The organism is Dethiosulfatarculus sandiegensis (assembly GCF_000931935.2).
GTDB classification, from domain to species: Bacteria; Desulfobacterota; Desulfarculia; order Desulfarculales; family Desulfarculaceae; genus Dethiosulfatarculus; species Dethiosulfatarculus sandiegensis.
Genome location: NZ_AZAC01000034.1, coordinates 229,357 through 248,100 on the forward strand (window position 1 = coordinate 229,357; position 18,744 = coordinate 248,100).

At 54.1% G+C, this 18,744-nt stretch carries 16 protein-coding genes; 6 read left to right on the forward strand and 10 right to left on the reverse strand.

Annotated elements, in window-relative coordinates; all coding sequences use genetic code 11:
* The first annotated feature begins 42 nt into the window (after positions 1-42).
* From X474_RS18545 to X474_RS18555, 3 genes are all read left to right on the forward strand, one after another.
* Positions 43-1,206, forward strand: a complete 1,164-nt coding sequence (locus X474_RS18545; RefSeq protein ID WP_044350994.1) for a M20 metallopeptidase family protein — start codon at positions 43-45, stop codon at positions 1,204-1,206.
* A 163-nt stretch (positions 1,207-1,369) separates the two neighbouring features.
* Positions 1,370-1,831, forward strand: coding sequence for a MarR family winged helix-turn-helix transcriptional regulator (locus tag X474_RS18550; protein WP_052515392.1), 462 nt, complete (start codon positions 1,370-1,372; stop codon positions 1,829-1,831).
* Positions 1,815-2,987, forward strand: coding sequence for an MFS transporter (locus X474_RS18555; protein WP_044350995.1), 1,173 nt, complete (start codon positions 1,815-1,817; stop codon positions 2,985-2,987). The genes X474_RS18550 and X474_RS18555 overlap by 17 nt, the downstream gene beginning before the upstream one ends.
* Before the next feature lie 50 nt (positions 2,988-3,037).
* Here the strand turns inward: X474_RS18555 and hcp are convergent, their stop codons facing one another.
* The 6 genes from hcp to X474_RS18585 all read right to left on the reverse strand — a co-directional run bounded on the left by hcp (position 3,038) and on the right by X474_RS18585 (position 8,073).
* Complete coding sequence (hcp, locus tag X474_RS18560; RefSeq protein WP_044350997.1) at positions 3,038-4,663, reverse strand: hydroxylamine reductase; 1,626 nt, start codon at positions 4,661-4,663, stop codon at positions 3,038-3,040.
* Positions 4,664-4,681: 18 nt separating this feature from the next.
* Entirely contained in the window at positions 4,682-5,419 is a 738-nt protein-coding gene (locus X474_RS18565) for an HD domain-containing protein (protein WP_044350998.1), read from the reverse strand.
* A 1-nt stretch (position 5,420) separates the two neighbouring features.
* The gene (locus X474_RS18570; RefSeq protein ID WP_044350999.1) at positions 5,421-6,074 is read right to left on the reverse strand and encodes a 4Fe-4S binding protein; all 654 of its coding nucleotides are present in this window, start codon (positions 6,072-6,074) and stop codon (positions 5,421-5,423) included.
* A 14-nt stretch (positions 6,075-6,088) separates the two neighbouring features.
* Complete coding sequence (locus X474_RS18575) at positions 6,089-6,847, reverse strand: ATP-binding protein (protein WP_044351001.1); 759 nt, start codon at positions 6,845-6,847, stop codon at positions 6,089-6,091.
* Complete coding sequence (locus X474_RS18580; protein ID WP_044351003.1) at positions 6,848-7,279, reverse strand: RrF2 family transcriptional regulator; 432 nt, start codon at positions 7,277-7,279, stop codon at positions 6,848-6,850.
* A gap of 353 nt (positions 7,280-7,632) precedes the next feature.
* Positions 7,633-8,073, reverse strand: coding sequence for an RrF2 family transcriptional regulator (locus tag X474_RS18585; RefSeq protein WP_044351004.1), 441 nt, complete (start codon positions 8,071-8,073; stop codon positions 7,633-7,635).
* A gap of 178 nt (positions 8,074-8,251) precedes the next feature.
* Between X474_RS18585 and X474_RS18590 the strand changes: the two genes are divergently transcribed.
* On the forward strand, positions 8,252-8,824 hold the full coding sequence (locus X474_RS18590) for a cytochrome c3 family protein (protein WP_044351005.1): 573 nt from the start codon (positions 8,252-8,254) through the stop codon (positions 8,822-8,824).
* Between the two features lie 120 nt (positions 8,825-8,944).
* Positions 8,945-10,345, forward strand: coding sequence for a multiheme c-type cytochrome (locus tag X474_RS18595; protein WP_052515393.1), 1,401 nt, complete (start codon positions 8,945-8,947; stop codon positions 10,343-10,345).
* A 104-nt stretch (positions 10,346-10,449) separates the two neighbouring features.
* On the opposite strand, the gene X474_RS18600 is transcribed toward X474_RS18595, so the two are convergent.
* The 4 genes from X474_RS18600 to X474_RS27080 are packed head-to-tail and all read right to left on the reverse strand — an operon-like array spanning position 10,450 to position 16,861.
* The gene (locus X474_RS18600; protein ID WP_044351007.1) at positions 10,450-13,593 is read right to left on the reverse strand and encodes an efflux RND transporter permease subunit; all 3,144 of its coding nucleotides are present in this window, start codon (positions 13,591-13,593) and stop codon (positions 10,450-10,452) included.
* The gene (locus tag X474_RS18605; protein ID WP_044351009.1) at positions 13,590-14,771 is read right to left on the reverse strand and encodes an efflux RND transporter periplasmic adaptor subunit; all 1,182 of its coding nucleotides are present in this window, start codon (positions 14,769-14,771) and stop codon (positions 13,590-13,592) included. Before X474_RS18605 ends, X474_RS18600 begins: the two co-directional genes overlap by 4 nt.
* 3 nt (positions 14,772-14,774) lie before the next feature.
* On the reverse strand, positions 14,775-16,205 hold the full coding sequence (locus tag X474_RS18610; RefSeq protein ID WP_044351010.1) for an efflux transporter outer membrane subunit: 1,431 nt from the start codon (positions 16,203-16,205) through the stop codon (positions 14,775-14,777).
* Positions 16,202-16,861 (reverse strand): TetR/AcrR family transcriptional regulator, encoded by a 660-nt coding sequence (locus X474_RS27080; protein WP_052515394.1) that lies wholly within the window; start codon positions 16,859-16,861, stop codon positions 16,202-16,204. Before X474_RS27080 ends, X474_RS18610 begins: the two co-directional genes overlap by 4 nt.
* Before the next feature lie 270 nt (positions 16,862-17,131).
* Between X474_RS27080 and X474_RS18620 the strand changes: the two genes are divergently transcribed.
* Positions 17,132-18,478: a sigma-54 interaction domain-containing protein gene (locus X474_RS18620; protein ID WP_044351012.1), complete on the forward strand. Its 1,347-nt coding sequence runs from the start codon at positions 17,132-17,134 to the stop codon at positions 18,476-18,478.
* The last annotated feature ends 266 nt before the right edge of the window (positions 18,479-18,744 follow it).

Consider the following 18,744-nt stretch of genomic DNA (forward strand, 5'->3'; position numbering starts at 1 on the left):
CGAATCCGGTTTTTTAGGCACTCAGCATGCACGAGGTGATAAATGGCTGAACTGAAAGAAGTAATTAAGGATAATGCGGCCCGAATCAAAAAGGACCGTGAAGAATTGCATAAGATTCCCGAGGTGGCATTCACCGAAGAAAAAACAGCGGCCTATGTGGCCGACTGCCTCAAAGAGATGGGGCTTTTGGTAAGGGAAAAAGTGGCTAAAACCGGTGTTGTGGGGCTTGTTGAGGGAGAGATCCCGGGCAAGACCGTTATGATCCGGGCGGATATGGATGCCCTGCCTGTTAAGGAAGAGACCGGTCTTTCCTTTGCCTCTACACACGAGGGAGTGATGCACGCCTGCGGTCACGACTGCCATATGGCCATGGCTCTGGGCGCGGCCCGGGTTCTTACGGGCATGAGAGAAAAAATAAAGGGTCAGGTGAAATTTGTTTTCCAGCCTGCCGAGGAGTTTCCCGGCGGAGCCAAGCCCATGATGGAAGAGGGCGTGCTTAAAGACCCCCCAGTGGATTATGCCCTTGGCTGCCATGTCTGGCCCGGAGCGCTAAGCGGCACTGTTTCCGTGGCCCCCGGCCCGGTGATGGCCGCCATGGACCGCTTTGATATCAAGGTGATAGGCAAGGGCGGACACGGCGCCTTGCCCCATACCTGTATAGATCCGGTGGATACCGCTTCCCAGGTTATTTCCGCCTTGCAGCGCATCACAAGCCGTCACATGAGCCCCTTAAGCCCCACGGTGGTGACCATAGGCCAGATTAAGGGCGGAACCGCCTTTAACGTTATCGCAGACCAGGTGGAAATGGCCGGAACCACCCGCACCTTTGACCGGGATATCTGGAAGTCCTGGCCAGAACGTCTGGAAAAGGTGGTCAAGGGAGTCTGCGAGTCCATGGGTGCTTCCTATGGTTTTGATTTCAGCCCGGGTTATCCGCCCACAATCAATGATGCGGCCATAACCGAGCTGGTTGGGAAATGCGCAGCCCAAGTGGTGGGCCAGGATCAAGTGCTTGAATTCGAACCCACCATGGGTGGAGAGGATATGTCCTATTTCCTGGAAAAAGTGCCGGGATGCTTCTTCTTTTTAGGGGCCGGATACCCCGGGGTCGCGCCTTTGCACAATGCCGGATTTGCACCCCGGCCGGAGATCCTGCCGTTGGGAACAGAGCTGTTTGTGAGGGCGGCCCTGGATCTTCTGGCCTAGGAGGCGGATCTGAACAAAAGTCCAAAATAGCTTAGGCTCAAGCGTTCGGCGGGCTGCTGATCCGCAAATTATCTGTTTTTGAGGCCCGGGGGAGGTGGATGGGTTTAGGAAAATCGTTATAAAGTTAACGGTCAAATCTATATCTATTTTGGGATGAGAATCCATGGCCAATACCGTTGAATACGATATTCAAGATTCCCTGGGGATGCTGCTTGATGTGGGCTCCCAGTTTTATCGGTTTGTTTTAAACCGGAAGTTAATGCCCAGGGGAATCACAGTGGAGCAATGGAAAATCCTGATTGTTCTCTGGGATCAAGAGAAGCTGACCCAACAGGAACTAGCCAATAGGACCTGTAAAAACAAGGTGTCGGTGGTGAAGCTCATAGACGGGTTGGAAAGGCGGGAAATGGTGGTGAGAAAATTGGACCCCGCAGATCGCAGATTGAAACGCATCGTTCTCACCGAAAAAGGAAGAGCCCTGCAAACCGAATTGATCGCTTTGGCCAAACTGAACTTAAAACAGGCGGCCCGAAACATAGACCCCACAGACATGGTGGTTTGCAAAGATGTGCTGCGGCAGGTTATCCGCAATATGCAGGAGCTCGTGGATGAAAACCCAGGATAGGATGATCACCCCGGCCATATTGACTGTGGCCTTGCTCACCATTATGGCCGGAGCGGTTGTGGCTCCCGCCATAGCCAGTATTGCCCGGGCCTTTCCCCTGGCCTCGGGCAGCAGCATAAAACTTGTGCTTACCCTTCCCGCCCTGATGGTGATTCCTTTTGCGTTTTTTACCAATCGCCTCACCCGAACCTGGGGAAAAAAGAAAACCCTGCTTTTGGGATTGGTTCTCTACCTGGTTTCCGGCGTGGGCGGGGGGCTGGCAGGCTCAATTGAGTTTTTGCTGATTTGCCGAGCTTTTCTGGGAATCTCGGTGGGAATAATCATGCCCTTGGCCAATGCCCTGGTTTCCGATTTCTACCAGGCGGATAAGGCTGCGCGCATGATGGGGTGGGTTAGCGCCTCGAGCCAGGTGGGCGGGATCTGCGGCCAGCTTCTGAGCGGCGTATTGGCCGCTGTTTCCTGGCGTTACTCCTTTGGTTCCTATGGGGTGGCCCTGGCGGCTATTATTCTGGTTCACTTTTATCTGCCCGAGCCGGAGAGGAGATCAGCCCCCAACGAAAAGAGGCGTCAGAAGTTCCCCTTGCCGGTTGTTTTTTATGCCCTGGTCATGTTGGTGACCATGATGGTTTTTTATGTAGTGCCGGTTAATATTTCTTTGTTCATAGAGAACCAGGGCATGGGTTCTCCGGCCACCAGTGGCGCGGCCAGCGCCTGGCTTAATCTGACCGCATTTTTGCTCGGCCTTTCCTTTCACAGGCTGCATAAGCTGTTCGGCTGCTATTCCATGCCTGCCGGAGCAGGGGTGATAGCCCTGGGTATGTTTGTTCTGGGCCAGTCAACTCATCTGGCCGCGATCTTCTGTGGACTGACCCTGGTGGGGGCGGGGCTGGGATTTATCTCACCTCTGGTTTTTCAGCTGACCAGGCTCTCGGCAGGACCCGCCCGGCTGGTTTCTGCCATGGCCCTGGTTACTTCCCTGCTTTACCTGGGCCAGTTTCTTTCACCTTTGGTGCTTGATTCCCTGGCTGGAGCCTGGTTTGCCGATAGCCCGGCAACCCCCTTTAAAATGGCGACTTGGTTTGGCCTTGGCCTGACCGGCTTGGCTTTTCTGCACAGCATTTATCTGAAAATATTTTCTCCGTCGGCTGAACAATAAAACCGCGGGCCATGGGCGGCCCGCGGTTTTTTGATGTGTTAGGGGAGGAATTAACCCAAAATAGCCTCCAGATCCTTGTCCGGAGTGGTTATCGGCATGATGTTGAAGTTCTCAACCAATACCTTAAGCACATTGGGGCTGACAAAGGCAGGCAGGGAGGGGCCCAACCTTATATCCTTGATGCCCAGGTAAAGCAGGGTGAGCAAAATGGCGCAGGCCTTTTGCTCGTACCAGGAAAGGATCATGGAAAGCGGTAGGTCATTGACCCCGCAGTCAAAGGCCTTGGAGAGCGCCACGGCGATCTGAATCGCCGAGTAGGCGTCATTGCACTGCCCCACATCCAGGAGCCTGGGGATGCCGCCTATGTCGCCCAACTTTTTGTCAAAAAAGCGGAACTTGCCGCAGGCCAGGGTCAGAATAACCGTGTCACTGGGGGTCTTTTCCACAAACTCGGTGTAATAATCCCGGCCCGGCTTGGCTCCGTCGCAGCCGCCGACCAGGAAGAAATGCTTGATGGCTCCGGCCTTCACCGCCTCGATCACCTTGTCGGCCACGCCCATTACCGCATTTCTGGCAAAGCCGACCATGACCGAATCCTTGTTTTCATCTTCCTGGAAGCCGGGCAGGGCAAGGGCCTTTTCGATCACCTTTGTGAAATCCTTTTTGCCGTTTTCCTCGGCTATGTGGGGCACGCCGGGCCAACCCACCAGGCCGGTGGTGAAGATCTTGTCCGGGGTGTCTCCCTTGGGCCTTTGAATACAGTTGGTGGTCATGAGAATGGCACCCGGGAAAAGGGGGAATTCCTTGCCCTGGTTCTGCCAGGCAGTGCCATAGTGCCCGTAGAAATGTTCGTATTTCTTAAGCTCGGGATATCCGTGGGTGGGCAGCATTTCACCGTGGGTATAGATGTATATGCCCTTGTCCCTGGTCTGCTCCAAAAGTTGGGCCAGATCCTTGAGATCGTGACCCGAGACTAAAATCGCCTTGCCGGCCTTGTGCCCCAAAGGCACCTCGGTCGGTGCGGGATGACCATATACACCTGTGTTGCCCGCGTCCAGAAGCTCCATGGTGCGCAGGTTGATCTCACCGGCCTTAAGGGCCAGGCCCACATAGTCGTTCACCCCCAGGCTTTTGTCCCACATGGAAGCCAGGGCCTCGTGAACAAAGGCATACACCTGGTCATCTTCCTGACCCAGGATGGCTGCGTGATCGGCATAGGCGGCCACGCCCCTTAAGCCGAAGAGAATCAGGTGACGCAAGGATTCGACATCAGGGTCCACATCCTGTTGTTTAAGCCCATGGGCCTCGCCCTGGGCCACCAGGCCTTCCAGGTCATCGGCCGGAGTAAAGGCGGCAGGGCCATCCGCGGCCGGGGCCAAGCCCGCCTTTTCCCGGATAGCTTCGCGCAATTCCACAGCCTTTTTGATAAGAGGAACAAAACGGCTGTCATCAAAATCCACATTGGTCAGGGTGCTGAACAGGGCTTCTGAGGTAAACCGGTTGGCCTGGTTGTTATTAACCCCTTTTTGCCGGGCCTCATGGGCGACGATTCCCAGACCTTGAACAGCATAGGTCAAGAGGTCCTGTAGAGCCGCGGTGGAAGGCTCCTTGCCGCAGACTCCCTTGACTGTGCATCCCTGGCCTCTGGCTGTTTGCTCGCATTGATAACAAAACATGGATAATCCCTCCGATTTTTATAAGAAAAGTCTTTCGGCCTTTTTGCTGGCGGTTTTGGTCTTAAAAACCTTGGTTATGAGTTTTTCCATTTTCTCCGGGGTCAGCTCACTGAAATCCCTTGGAATATTGGCCAGCCAGTCTGCATCCCAGACCAGGCGGAACTCCGGTGTATCTATCCCCTTGGCTGTATGATGGTTGGCAATGATCCGGCATATATGGTCAATGACCTCAGCCTTGAGCCCCAGATCCTGCAGGATTTCCTTAGCAACCAGAGGGCCTTCCATCTCATGGAAAGCTCCTGCCGCGGAGCCGTGCTTGACCTGGGCCAGGGGTTTGCCGATATCGTGCAAAATGGCGGCGGCCATCACCACCTGGGGGTCGGCGGGCTCTTTTTTGATCAGCTCTCGCGCATAATCAAGAACCTTGAGGCTGTGGTCGATCTCTTTTTGATCATTGCCAAACACCGCCTTGACAGCCTCGATGAGCTTGTCGGTCAGCGAGGTGTCGCCCGATTCCGCCTGGGCCAGCTTTTCCTTGGGGTCATATCCCAGGCAATCCTTGGCATGCTCGCACCATTGGGCGCAGCCCAGGTTCAGCTTGGGGTTTTTCACCAAAGTCCCGCAGCTTTTGCAACGGCGGGTGGCGTCGTCCTTGAAAAACTCCACCTCATGGCCGCAGTTGCCGCAAGGGACTTCAAATATGTCGTCAGGCCTCCAAAATGAGGTGTCCTGTCCCGGGCACATGGTGTTTCCCATTTCACGCGCCTCCTTTTCCCTGTTCTTGGAACCAGTGGCCAAAGCGGGCGGCTGGTTCGGAAGTGCTGAGGAACTTTTCAAAAAGATCGCTGATGACCTGCATGGCCTTTTCAGGTGACTCTATGCGGGCGACCTCCCTGGCCCAGGCCGGATGCCTGCCCAGCCTTCCCCCGGCCAGGATTCCAACCTGTCGGATTGCCGGCTTAAAGGCCTCTTCCGGGCAAATGCCGGAGCAGGTGAAGCAACCTTGGCATTTGTGATCTTGCCGGATCAGGCGGTTGTTTTTGAGGTCAAGCGCTCGATCCGGGCATTCAGGCACACACACACCGCAGGCAATGCAGGCTTCTTCGTTAAATAGCGGGGCCATCATCCCCACCACGGCCAGATCAGCCACCTGATGCCTGGCGCAACCATTAGGGCAGCCGCTCAAGGCAATTTTCAGGCCTTTATGTGCTCTGGCGCTCTTCAGGGCGTTCCTTTGGGCCAGGCGTTCTTGGACTTTTGCCGAGCTTAACCAGGTTTCCATGAGTTTGACCCAATCCGCCTCCGGTAAAAGCGTTTGCGGGCAGCACCCGGTCACCCCCTTGCAGGCCGTTATATTCACCATTGCAAGGTCTGTTTGGTTTTGATCCGCCTTGTTTGAACCAAGCTGCATAAAGCGCCTTTTCCTTAAAGATTCCAAGGCACGTTCAGGGCCTCGAGAATGGACCCGTCCCTGGCGATCTTAATGCTGCCCAGCCTTGGTTCGGCATCTGTCTTTTCCAGGGCCTTTTGCAAGATAAATTCCAGTCCCTTGCAACAGGGCACCTCCATATGCACCACGGTCACGCTTTGGGGCCGTGCGCCTTCCAGGAGCTGGGTCAACTTTTCAACATGAGCCTGGGGGTTGTCCAGTTTGGGGCAGGCCAGGGCAATGGCCTTTCCCGGTAGAAAACGGCTATGCAGGTCAGGCAGGGAGGCTGCCGCGCAGTCTGCCAACAGGATCAGGTCTGCGTTTTTCAGGAAAGGTGCGCCCGGTTGTAAAAGTTGCAACTTGATAGGCCAATGTCCCAGGGTCGAGACCTCTTCTCCCTGGCCAGGCCTGGAAGGCTCGACCGGAGACAAAACCCTGGACTCCGAGGAGGGGCAGCCACAGGCCGGAATCTCGGGAATTTCAGGCGCTGGAGCCTGCCCTTTGCTTTTAAGTTTCGAGAGCCTCTCTTCCACTGCCTTTTCGTCAAAATCTTCGGCTTGACGCTGGGTTATGGTTAGGGCTCCGGTGGGGCAGGAGCCTATGCAGGCGCCTAAGCCGTCACAAAAAATTTCTCTCACCAGTTTGGCCTTACCTTCAACCAGCTCCAGGGCTCCCTCGGCGCAATCTAAAATGCATTGGCCGCAACCGTTGCAGAGTTCCTCGTCAATCTCGATTATGTTTCTGACCTGGTTCATTTAAGTGTCCTTCCGGATTTGATTTTTCAATATGGGGCTGATCTCGGAGAGTTTGGTTTTTTTCAGATACTCAATCACTTGTCGGCTGATACCCTCCAGAAAACCGCCCATTATGCATCCGTTGCGGCAGACCGGCTGCCCAAACAGGCAATGGCTTATCTCCATGGGGCCTTCCGCCGCCTCGTAAACCTCAAGCAGGCTGGTTCGTTCGGGATCTGTAGCCAGGGAGAATCCGCCTTTGGGGCCTCGCCTGGAATGCACCAAACCCGCCTTGGTCAGACGCTGCATCACCTTGGCCAGGTGAGCTTCTGAAGCCTGGAAACCGGCAGCCAATTCCTTGTTGGCAAAGACCCTCTCCGGGTCTGTAGCCAAGAGCCCCATGGTGTGTAGGGCCAGGGCGGCTGCCTCTGATATGCGTAAAAATGAGTTCATCGCTTCTCGACTATTAATTAGGTATTTAAGTACCAATATACTTAAATATAAAACAGCGTCAAGTAAAAACTACATTTTTAGTTGGTTTTTTAAGTGTGACTTACTTAAATAATTGATTTCAAGATGAAAAGTTTGAAAAAATGATGTGGCTACCTGAGAAAACAAAGTGCTGCCAAGCCGCACCCGTAGATCGTCCGGGCGTATTGGGCGATTTGACTGTGTTTTTAAAGAGCTCTAAGCAGGCTTTCAAAAAGTGTTCTTTAACCTTTTGGATTTTAAGTTGGTAGTTACGGAGTGTTGTGGATAACGGCTTGTCCTCCCAGGTTTTTCTTGAAAGCCATTTTGTGAAACTTTCAGGCTGCTTGGTTTTTCACGTTTCGACCCAAGGGAGAATCCACCAGGTCGGCCAGGGTGTGCTCGGAAAACAGTTCCAATACCTTCAGGTTGATATCATGCAAGGCCCTGCCCAGGATGCAGGCCGAGCCCGGGCAGACATCAGCATCCAAAAGACAACCGGTATTTTGCTGGGGGCCTTCCATGGTTTCGTAGATTTCAAGGAGGTTGGTTTTTTCCTTTGGCTTAGACAGGCTGAATCCTCCGGCCGGGCCACGAGTGGATTTGACCAATCCGGTCCTGGCCAGCTTTTGCATTACCTTGGCGAGGTGGGCTTGGGAAACTTTCAGGTTTTGAGCCATGGTCGAGGCCGGCATTACCTTGTTTTCTACCGCAGCCAAAAGAACCATGGCGTGAATGGCAATGGATGACGCTTCGGATACTTTTATAATCCCTGGCATGGGGACCTCCTTGATTGCATCCCCGGGATCAGGCCAAAGGGTCTTAAAAGGGAAGCCGGTAGGTCAACATTTGGTGTTTGACTTGTTATTTAGGTACCTGTTAGTCTGATTAATAACTTCCTCCGACCATAATTCCACAAGATAGTAACAGAACCGCAGATAAAAGTGAAGAAGGCCCATGGACAAGGCGCATGAGCAAAAAAAAGCTCCCCAGTCCAAAAAGAAGGTTCTTTATTTTTCCCTTTTACTGGTGGTGGCCGGGGTGGTGCTGGGGTTTCCCCTTTTCAGCATGACCTATTTCACCATGGTGCGGACCTCCACCCCCGAGTTCTGCAGCTCCTGCCATGAAATAGAACCAGCCTATAACCAATGGAAAACCTCTTCCCATGCCGCCAATGAAAAAGGTTTTGTGGCCGATTGCATGGATTGCCATCTGCCCGCGCCCCACGATACTTATGAGTTTTTTTATGCCAAGACCTTTCACGGCATAAAGGATGTGGTGGTGCATTTTCTGGGAGAACCCTATGACCGCAGCGCCATGGTGATTCAGGCCAGGAAAAGCATAAAAAACGATCAATGCCTGAAATGCCACAGAAACCTGCTTTACATTCCCAATAAAAGAGGAGCCATGCTGGCCCACAGGGATGTGCTTTATGCCAGGCCGGGCTATGAAAAGAAATGCCTGGACTGTCATGAAAACTTGGTGCATAAGCCCAAACCTTTTTACGACTACGCCCAAATGGGCTCTTGACAGGCAGGCCGGACAAAAAATTCGTCAAGGGGGGTCGGGAAAAACAGGGAAAAGCGGTTTGAAGCCTTTTTATTCTGCGGAATAAGGACATAGGTCTTTTCAGATTAAGGGAGGGGATGAATGGGCAAGAAGTTTTTCAAGGGCGGCTTAGCCGCCTTTATCCTGGTTTGCGTGGTCAATCCGGCCCCGGCCCAGGATCAGGCGGCTCCCAACCAGGCCAAGGAAAAGGCTTATCGCATCGAGAGGAGCATTTCTCAAAAGGCCCTGGCCTGTATTGAGTGCCATAAAAAGGAAAGTCCCGGCCTTTTTGCGGACTGGGCCCACAGCAGGCATGCCAGCGCCAATATCACCTGTATTGACTGTCACCTCGCAGATCCCGCGGACAAGGACATAAGCCAGAGGCATTTCAAGCAGTATGAGCGCAGCGATAATAAATGGGGGGTGAGTGATTACCGGGCGCCGGTAGCCGCGGCGGTGACGCCCAAGGATTGCTCCCGCTGTCACCCTGATGAAGCCAAACAGTACGCCAAAAGCAAACACGCCAACACCATTGAGATTATTTGGAAGCTGGACCCCTGGCTCAATGCCGGCCAGAACAGTGATTTTGAAAGGTTAACCGGGTGCCTGCATTGCCACGGCACCGTGCTTAAGCTGAAAAACGGGGAGCTGGACCCCATGACCTGGCCCAATGTCGGGGTGGGCAGGGTGAATTTTGACGGCAGCCTTGGCTCCTGCGCCAGTTGCCACACCAGGCACCGCTTCAGCGTGGCAGAGGCCAGAAAACCCGAGACTTGCGGCCAATGCCACCTTGGTCCGGATCACCCCCAGCTTGAGATATGGAACGAATCCAAGCACGGGGCTATCTATCATTCAGAAGGAGCCTCCTGGAACTGGACTTCTGCTCCCGGCACCTGGACCGCGGGGGTGGACTATCGAACCCCCACCTGCGCCGGATGCCATATGTCCGGTTCGGGCCCGGTTCTCACCACCCATGATGTGACCGAAAGGCTTTCCTGGGAGCTGCAAGCGCCCCTGACGATCAGGCCCCAGGAGTTTAAGCCTTTCCCCTCTCCTTTGGATTGGAAAACCGAACGCAAAAAAATGCAAGAGGTCTGCAAGCAGTGTCACGGTGAACTCTGGGTCAAGAACCATTATGATCAGATGGACGGTGCGGTTGCCCTCTACAATGAAACCTATTTCAAGCCCGCCAAAGCCAAACTGGGCGAACTTAAGAAAAAGGGGCTTCTGCCCAAGGACGCCTTTTTCAAGGCGCCCATTTTTGTGGAGTTTTATGAATTATGGCACCACGAGGGCAGAAGGGCGCGCATGGGCGCTGCCATGATGGCCCCTGACTATGCCTGGTGGCATGGGTTTTATGAATGTAAAAAGCGCTATGTCCATTTCATGAAACAGGCAAACCATCTGATTAAGGAAAATCAAAAGGCCTATGTGGCCGAAGATTATCCCGGAGCTACCGGCAGCACAAAAAAACCCGCTGAAATTTTTAATCAAAAAAAATAACCCGTAAGCCTTGATTTTGAGATTGGCTTAAAGCGCCGCCGGGATTTTGCATCCCGGCGGCGCTTTTTTAAACGGAGTAGAAATTGTATTTGTGAGCCCGGCCTCTATTTACTTGTGCTCCGCAGGCTGAAGATTCCCCTTAGGGCTTTCAAGCCCCGCACCATATCGTCTTGAATCAGATACCCGCAAGGGATCAGAAGCAGGGTGATGCCGGTGGCAAAGAGAACCCCAAAGCCCAGGCTGACAGCCATGGGAATCAAAAACTGGGCCTGCATGCTCTTCTCCAGGATTATGGGAGTGAGCCCGGCAAAGGTGGTCACGGAAGTAAGTAGAATGGGTCGGAAGCGCAAAGGACCGGCCTGCATGATCGCTTGCCAGGGAGAAGCTCCCTGGTCGCGCATACGGTTGGCCGAGTGCACCATTAAAAGTGAATCATTCACCACCACACCACTTAGGCCCACAATGCCAAAAAGGCTCAACAGACTCATATTCATGCCCATTAGGAGATGACCGGCCAAGGCTCCCACAATGCCAAAGGGAATGGCGGCCATGACGATAAGGGGTTGGCTGAAGGATTTGAAAGGCACGGCCAAAAGAACGTAGATCAAAAACAAGGCCAGGATAAAGCCTTGGATCACGTCTTCCATGGATTCCTTTTGCTCCCTGCCTTCGCCTTCCATGTCATAGCGGGTGTTGGGAAAGCGCTCCTTCATTTTGGGCAGGATATCGGCTTCCAGTTTCTGGCGCACCTCATTTGCGTTGGTTATGGTCTCATCCACATCGGCCGAGACAATAATCACCTTGCGCCTCTGGGATCGTATAATGGAGTTGTAGCCTTTGGTGATCTTTACTTCAGCCACCTGGCGGAAGGGCACTTCGTCTCCCTGTGGGGTTCTGATGCGCATGTCCTCTATGTTGGCCAGGGAGCGCCTTTGGCTGAGGGGATAAAGCACCATCACCTTGACTTCGTCCTTGTTTCTTTGCAGACGCAAGGCCTCTGCGCCGTAAAAGGCATGGCGCACCTGTTGGGATATATCCTCCAGGGTGAGCCCCAGGGTGCGGCCCCTGGGTTTCAGGTCCATCTGCAGTTCGTCTTTTCCGGCCACAAAGCTGTCTGTAATATCAAATACACCCTTAAAGACGGCAAGCTGCTCCTTGAGCCAGGCAGTGGCTGCCAAAACCTCTTCTTGCCGGGGAGCCGAAAGGTGCACCTCCACCGGGTTTCCCGCGTTAAAAAGTTCACTCTGAAATGTCAGGGTCTCGGCTCCGGCGATCTTGCCTGAGGCCTCGCGCCAACGGGTGTTCAGCATCTGGGCCGGGGCTTTTCTTTTTTCTCCTTCAATCAGTTGGGCAAAAACCGTGGCCAGATGGCTGCCGGTTTCAAATCCTCCTCCATGGCCGGGGTTGATGCTCAAGCCGACCAGGGAGGCTGTGTGTTTCAAAACAGGCTCTGTACCGGGCGGCATCTCGGCGTCCACCTCTGCCATGGCCTTTACCGCGCTCTTGCCGAGATGGGTCACCACCTCTGTGGTCCTTTCCTGGGAGGTGCCCGGTGCCATGGCCAGGTGGGCCATCAGCATATCGCTTTCCACTTTGGGGAAGAGAGTGAACTTGACCCAGCCGCCGGCCATAACCCCCAGGGCAAGAAGCAGGAAGCCGAGCCCCAGGGCGACCACTGCGTAACGCCAGGCAAGGCAGAACTTTAAAAACCTTTTATAGGGACCCTGAATAAATTTCTGCAGTATGCGCGAGGTTATTTTTTCCTTGGTTTTTCCCACTTTGTTGCGGCTGTTACTGCGGGCCAGGTGGGCGGGAAGTATGAACAAAGATTCCACCAAAGAACCCAAAAGCACCAGAATAACCACCGCCGGGATATTGCGCATCACCTTGCCCATGGTGCCCGTGCCCATCATGAGCGGGGCAAAGGCCGCCACCGTGGTAAGCACGCTGAATATCACCGGCGGGCCCACCTCCAGGGTTCCCTGGATGGCGGCCTTCAGGTGGGGCATCCCCTGTTCCCTTTTTTTAAATACGTTTTCGCCCACCACAATGGCGTCATCCACCACAATACCCAGGACCAGGATAAAGGCGAACAAGGAGATCATATTTATGGAGATCTCAATTTGAGGCAAAAAACAGATGGCAATTAAAAAGGATATGGGAATGCCCAGGGTGACCCAAAAGGCCAGCCGCACCTCAAGGAATATCCAGAGCACACAGGCCACCAGGACGAGGCCCATGGCCATATTTTTCAAAAGCAGGTTCAACCTGCTTTTCAGCATTATGGAGCGGTCGCCGAAGATATCCAGGCCGGTGCCATGGGGCATGCTTGCCTTGCGCACCTCCACATAGTCTTTCACTTTTTGGGCCACATCCAAGGCGCTTTGGTCGGCAACCCTGAAAACTTCTATAAGACAGGCCGGTTTCCGCTGAAAGCGGGCCATCAGGTTTGAATCCTCAAACCCGTCCACCAAAGTGGCGATGCTCCCCAAGGTGAGAAGGCTTCCGTCCGGCTTGGTCAGGATAGGTATATCCGCGTAATCCTTTGCATGATAGCGTCTGCCCTTGGCCCGGAGCATGATCTCGCTGCCCCTGGTCTTGATGCTGCCCGCAGGCAGGTCCAGACTGGCCCGGCGAATGGCCTGGCCCACCTTGCCCAGGGTGAGGTCATGACGCCTCAGGGTGCTTTCGCTGATCTCTATCTGAATCTCGCCCTTACGCACCCCGAACAGCTCCACCTGGGTCACTCCGGGCAGGTCGGTGAGCTCGTCCTGCAGGGTCTCGGCCAGGCTTTTCAGGGTGGCTTCGGGCGCATCTCCATAGACCGCCACCCAAAGGACCTGGGCCTTTTGGATTATCTGACGCACAGTGGGCTTTTCCGCCTCTTCGGGCAGAGTGGTTATGCGGTCCACCTCCGCCTTTACATCGTCTGTGAGCTTCTGGATGTCCCAGCCCTGCAAAGCTTCCACGGTTATGGTGCCCATGCCTTCAAAGGCCTGGGAATCAATGCGCCGGATGCCGGTGAGCCCGGCTATGTTTTCCTCTATTCTTGTAACAACTGATTCTTCAATCTCAGCGGGGGAAGCTCCGGGATAGACCACCGAGATGGAGACCTTGTCCAGGCTGGTCTCCGGGAAAAATTCGATTTTTATTGTGTTGATGGTGAGTATGCCCCCCAACACAAAGAAAAACATCAAGAGGTTTGCCGCCACATGATTTTCGGCGAACCAGGAGATGACCTTATTCATAGGTTTTTCTCCTCCTGGTTGAGTACAGTGCGCACCTTCATGCCGTCACTCACCGCCTGCAAATGGCTTGTTATGACCAGATCCCCGTTTTCAAGCCCTTGGGAAACCACGGCCTGGTTGCCCTGGAAACGGGCTATGGTGAGCTTTTTAAAGCGCAACACACCGTCTTTCCCGGTCACCCAGGCTATGTTGCCTTGCTTGACGGCTGTCCTGGGAATCAAATAGACATTGTTCAGGGTTTTTCCCTTGATGGCCACAGTGACAAACAGCCCGGAGGCCAAGGGCGGCAGCTTGGCATAGGGTTTTTTAACCTCGACCACCACAGGCACCAGCCTGGTGGCGGGGTCCAGCAAAGCCTCGGCCCTGACCACCCGTCCCTGCCAGGTGTGTTCTTTGCCTGCAAAAGCGGCGCTGACCAGGGCGGGGGAGCCGGACTCCGAATTAGGGGTCAGGTGGGGGACCGAGATCCAGGCCAGGTCCTTGTTCTCCAGAGGCACAACAATCTCGGCCGAATCTGTGCCGTAAAGATCCGCCACCTTGGCCCCCATATTCAGGTATTGGCCTAAATCCGCGTGTTTGGCCTCCACAATACCGTCAAAGGGGGCCTTGATCATACATCGTGAAAGATCAAGCCGGGCCTTTTCTAAAGATGCCCTGGCAGCTTGAAGCCTGGCCTGCGCCTCTTCCATTTGCGGTTCCCTGAGCACAAGGGGAGAAGGCTCTTTTTGTCTTTGGCCAGACAAAAGCCTGCGCCATTCCTCTTTGGCCACGACCGCTTCTTCCCGCGCGGTTTTAAGAAGGGTTTCCGCCTCTTTTATCTTTGCCTTGGCCAGGGTGACTTGGATTTCGTAGTTGCTGGGATCGATGCTTAAGAGCGGCATGCCCTTTTTAAATTGCCCGCCCGCCACCAGGCCTGGGGAGACAAAAACCACCCTGCCGCCGACTTCCGCGGAAAGGCTGCTTTTCCTGGCCATGCTTACAGTGCCTTCGCCCATCACCTCGGAGGCCATGGTTTGCGGCACGGCTTTGACCACTCGCACCAGGGGAGCTAAAATCTGGGGCTTTTTTTTGGCCACCGGCTTTTTGCTGGCCTTGAGCGCATAAAAGCCCAAAGCGCCCGCGCCGACCAGGATAAGCACTAATAATAGTTGGATCAGAATTTTGCTGGTTTTGCGCATAATCTAATCAGCCGCCTTTTGGATGTTCGGGTTAAGGTCCGATCCCCAGTCTCCGCCGAGCACCTTATGCAGGGTGACCCGGTTGGTGAGTATGGCCTGTTCAGTTAAAACCAGGTTGTCCTCCACCTGGAAATAGGTTTTTTGGGCATCTAAGACCTGAAGATAGTCGGTAAGCCCGTGCTGATATCTTTTCCAGGCCACATCCCTGGTGGCTCTGGCTTCGGCCAGGGATTGGCGGGTCAGCTCCCTTTTTTCCAGAAGTTCCTTCCTGGTCAAAAGCGCACCTTCCACCTCGGAAAAGGCGTTGAGTGATTTTTGGGCAAAATCAGCCAGGCCTTCTTCATAGCGTGCCTCGGCTGCTTTTTGTCTGGCCTCTAGAGCGCCCGCGTCAAAGAGCGATTGCATGAGCCCGCCGGAAAGGTTGTAGATCTGCGAGTCCGGGCGGAAGAGGTCCCCCAGGGCGTTTGATGTGTAACCAAAGCCGCCGGTCAGAGTGATTTTGGGGAAACGTTCGGCCATTGCCTGCCCCACCCTGGCATTCAGGGCCTTGAGGCTTGCCAGGGTAGCCCGCAAGTCCGGCCTACGCAACAAAAGTTCCGAAGGCAGACCGGCCGGAACCGGCTTTAAATTGGGGAAGTAATTGTCAGGCTGTTTTCTGGCCTTTTCCGTTTTGGGATAGGATCCGGTCAGGATAGAGAGTTTTTGTTGCTGCTTGCCCAGCTCCAGGCGCAACTGGGGAACCACAGCCAGGTTCTGGGCCAGGGAGCGCCTGGCCTGGCGCAGGTCCAGAACGCTTACCAATCCCCTTTCATAGCGGTATTCCACCAACTCCAGGCTGCTGCGGAAAGCCTCGATACTGCGTTTTGCCACTTCCAGCCGACGCTCCAGGGCCTCCACGTTGAGATAGGCGCTTGCCACTTCTGCCACAATGGACTGAACCACGGTGAGGCGATTCTCCTCCGCCTGAAGCAGGTCTGCCCGGGCCGCTTCGGTGGCTCTTTGCAAACGGCCCCACAGATCCACTTCATAGGAAGCGGCTAAAGAAAGGTCATAGGTTTCATATCTGCGGTTCAAGGCCGGAGCCGCAACCTGGCGTCTGGCGGCCTTGCCCGAGGCGTCCAAGGAGGGGTAAAGGCTGCTTTCGGTCTGGGTGAACAAGGCCCTCACTTCCAGCACCTTGGCCGCGGCTTTCTTGATGTTATAGTTTTCCGCGATTGCCTTTTCCACCAGGCTGTTTAACTTGGGGTCGCCGAATGTCTCCCACCACCTGCCTTTTTTGTCATAGGGCCCCTTATTTCCGTCGATATGCTGGTAGGTATTGATGCCGCCGTCCGGAGCCCGGGGAGGGGCAAAATCAGGCCCCATCTTGGCACAGCCATAGGAGGCGCCAAGAAGGAACACGAGGAGCAGAGTTAATAAGGTTCGGGGTTTCAATTGGTACTCTCCTTGATTTCCGAGGCATGCAAAAGGCCGTGCAGACTGAAGTCAGTCAAGTGCCTGGCCAGTAGGTCCTTGAATTCGTCGTCATACTCCCTGCCTGTGGCGGAAGAGATCGGAAAGCGGGCGAAATTAAAGTAAAGCACCTGGGCAAATATGCTGAGTGCAAAAAGAACGCCCCTTGTTTCAAATAGCTTTTCGGGCATGTGGGGCTTAAACAGCTTCAAGAGCAGTTCCAGGGTGGGGAGCATTGCCTTTTGCGCCACCATTTCAAAAATTTCGGAAGGATTCATCATCTCCCTGACAATCAGCTTGTGATGCAAGGTCAGGGCTTCGTTGCAGGAAAAAAGCTCCATATAGGCCGAAGTGATTGTATAGATGACTTTATCCGGTGGAGTGTCTCCTTTTTTTTCGAGGTCCTCCAACAGGTTATGGATTTTTCTGGCCCTGGGAATCCAACGTTCCATAAAAACGGCTTTGTAAAGGTTTTGTTTGCTTCCAAAGTGGTAGTTAACCGCCCCCAGGTTACAGCCGGCGGACTTGGTAATAACCCGCACACTTACCGCTTCATAGCCATGCTCTGCGAAAAGGCGTTCCGCCTCCTCCAGAAGTCTTTCTTTTGTCTGATCATTTTGGTGTTCAGGAGCAGGCAAAATTAGTTCCTTTGAAAAAGATATATTTAATTCATACGTTTGTATCAAACAATTGTATGAATGTCAACCGGGTAAAAATATAGCCATGGAGTGATGAAACTCCGGAGTGACTTTTTCGATGAGTCGAATTGTTGCGGGGTTATGCATATTTTACCTTTTTCGGACGCCTTGAATTTCCGGTTTGGCTCTGCCATAGTTTGGAGACATTCGGATACAGTTATTCATTATGAATATTTCCTCTGTTGACCGACTTTTAAGGAGCACCCCACCTTGACCTCAAAAACCCGAAAAGAGCCCGGCAAGGCGGATCTTACCGAGTTGATCCTGGATTCCATTACCGAAGGGGTTTTTACGGTTGACCCGGAGATGAACCTTCTCAGCTTTAACCGGGCCGCGGAAAAGATAACCGGAATTTCAGCTGAACAGGCTTTGGGTAAAAAATGCCATAAGGTCATGCAAAAAGGAGCCGGAGCCCCACTTTGCCTGGAGGCCTGCCCCATGCTCCGCTCCATGGAAACCGGCGAGCCCTCCCGGGAAATGGAAGTGGAGATGAAAGGCGCCGGGAATAAGCCCATATGGGTGCGTATCCGCACGGCGGCCTTGCGGGACTCGGACGGAAAACTAGTCGGCGGGGTTGAGACCTTCCGGGACATGAGCGAAGTCAAGCATCTTATAAAAAGGCTCACCGGCGAGTACACCTTCTGCGATATCAAGGGTAAATCCCCTGCCATGAAGCGCATCTTCGCAGTTTTGCCCCAGGTGGCGGCGAATCACTCCAATGTGCTAATCACCGGACCCAGCGGCACGGGCAAGGAACTGGTGGCCAGGGCCATACACGATCTTTCTCCCTATCACGAGGGACCTTTTGTGGCGGTTAACTGCGGCTCCATTCCGGAGGCGCTTTTGGAAAGTGAGCTTTTCGGCCACAAAAAAGGTTCTTTCACCGGGGCGGACCGGGACAGAAAGGGCCGCTTTGAAGCGGCGGGCGGGGGGACCCTGTTCCTCGACGAGGTGGGAGAGCTTCCCCTAAGTGTACAGGTAAAGCTTTTGCGCGTGTTGGATTCCGGCGAGTTCACTCCCCTGGGTGCCAACCTGCCCCTGACGGCTTCGGCCCGGGTGGTTGCGGCGACCAACCGCAACCTGGAAGAGGAGATGGCTCAGGGCAACTTCAGGCCGGACCTTTACTATAGGCTTAACGTGCTGAACCTTGAGCTCCCCCCGTTGAACGAGCGCAAAGAGGATATCCCCATTTTGGTGGACTACTTTTTGGAAAGCCTGGCCGCGGAAAGGGGACAGCCGGTTTCACGGGTCTCCAGCGAAGCCCTGGCCCTTTTGCTGGACCATCCCTGGCCGGGCAATGTACGCCAGCTGCAAAACGCCATAGAGCATGCCCTGGTGCTGGCCGCAGGCCGGGAGATTGAGCCCGCCCATTTGCCGAATTCCATTCAAAAACAGGCCCAGGCCGAGTCGGGCGGGGTGAGCCTGGCAGACCAGGAGCGCAAGGCTATCGAGGCGGCCCTTAGTAGAAACCGGGGTAGCCGGGGCAGGACGGCGGCTGAGTTGGGGATTTCCACCACCACCCTTTGGCGACGTCTTAAGCATTACGGTCTGGTCTGAAAAACATTTCATTATATTTCAGGCTGAAACACAATTATTTCAAATTGAAATAAGAGCTGAATTGTGCTTTTTGCAGTAAGTTAGATAAGTTATTGAAAACATACATTTTTTAAAAAATTTAATCATCCTGGCACGAATATGGCTATATAGTGGGGCACAGGCTTGAAACCGGTTTCCGGTGGCAAGAAACAAATTGTAACCAACCGCGGCTTGGTGTTCCACCCAAGGGAGCGCGCCTTAAAAGCACGCGGCATAAGGGAGAAAAA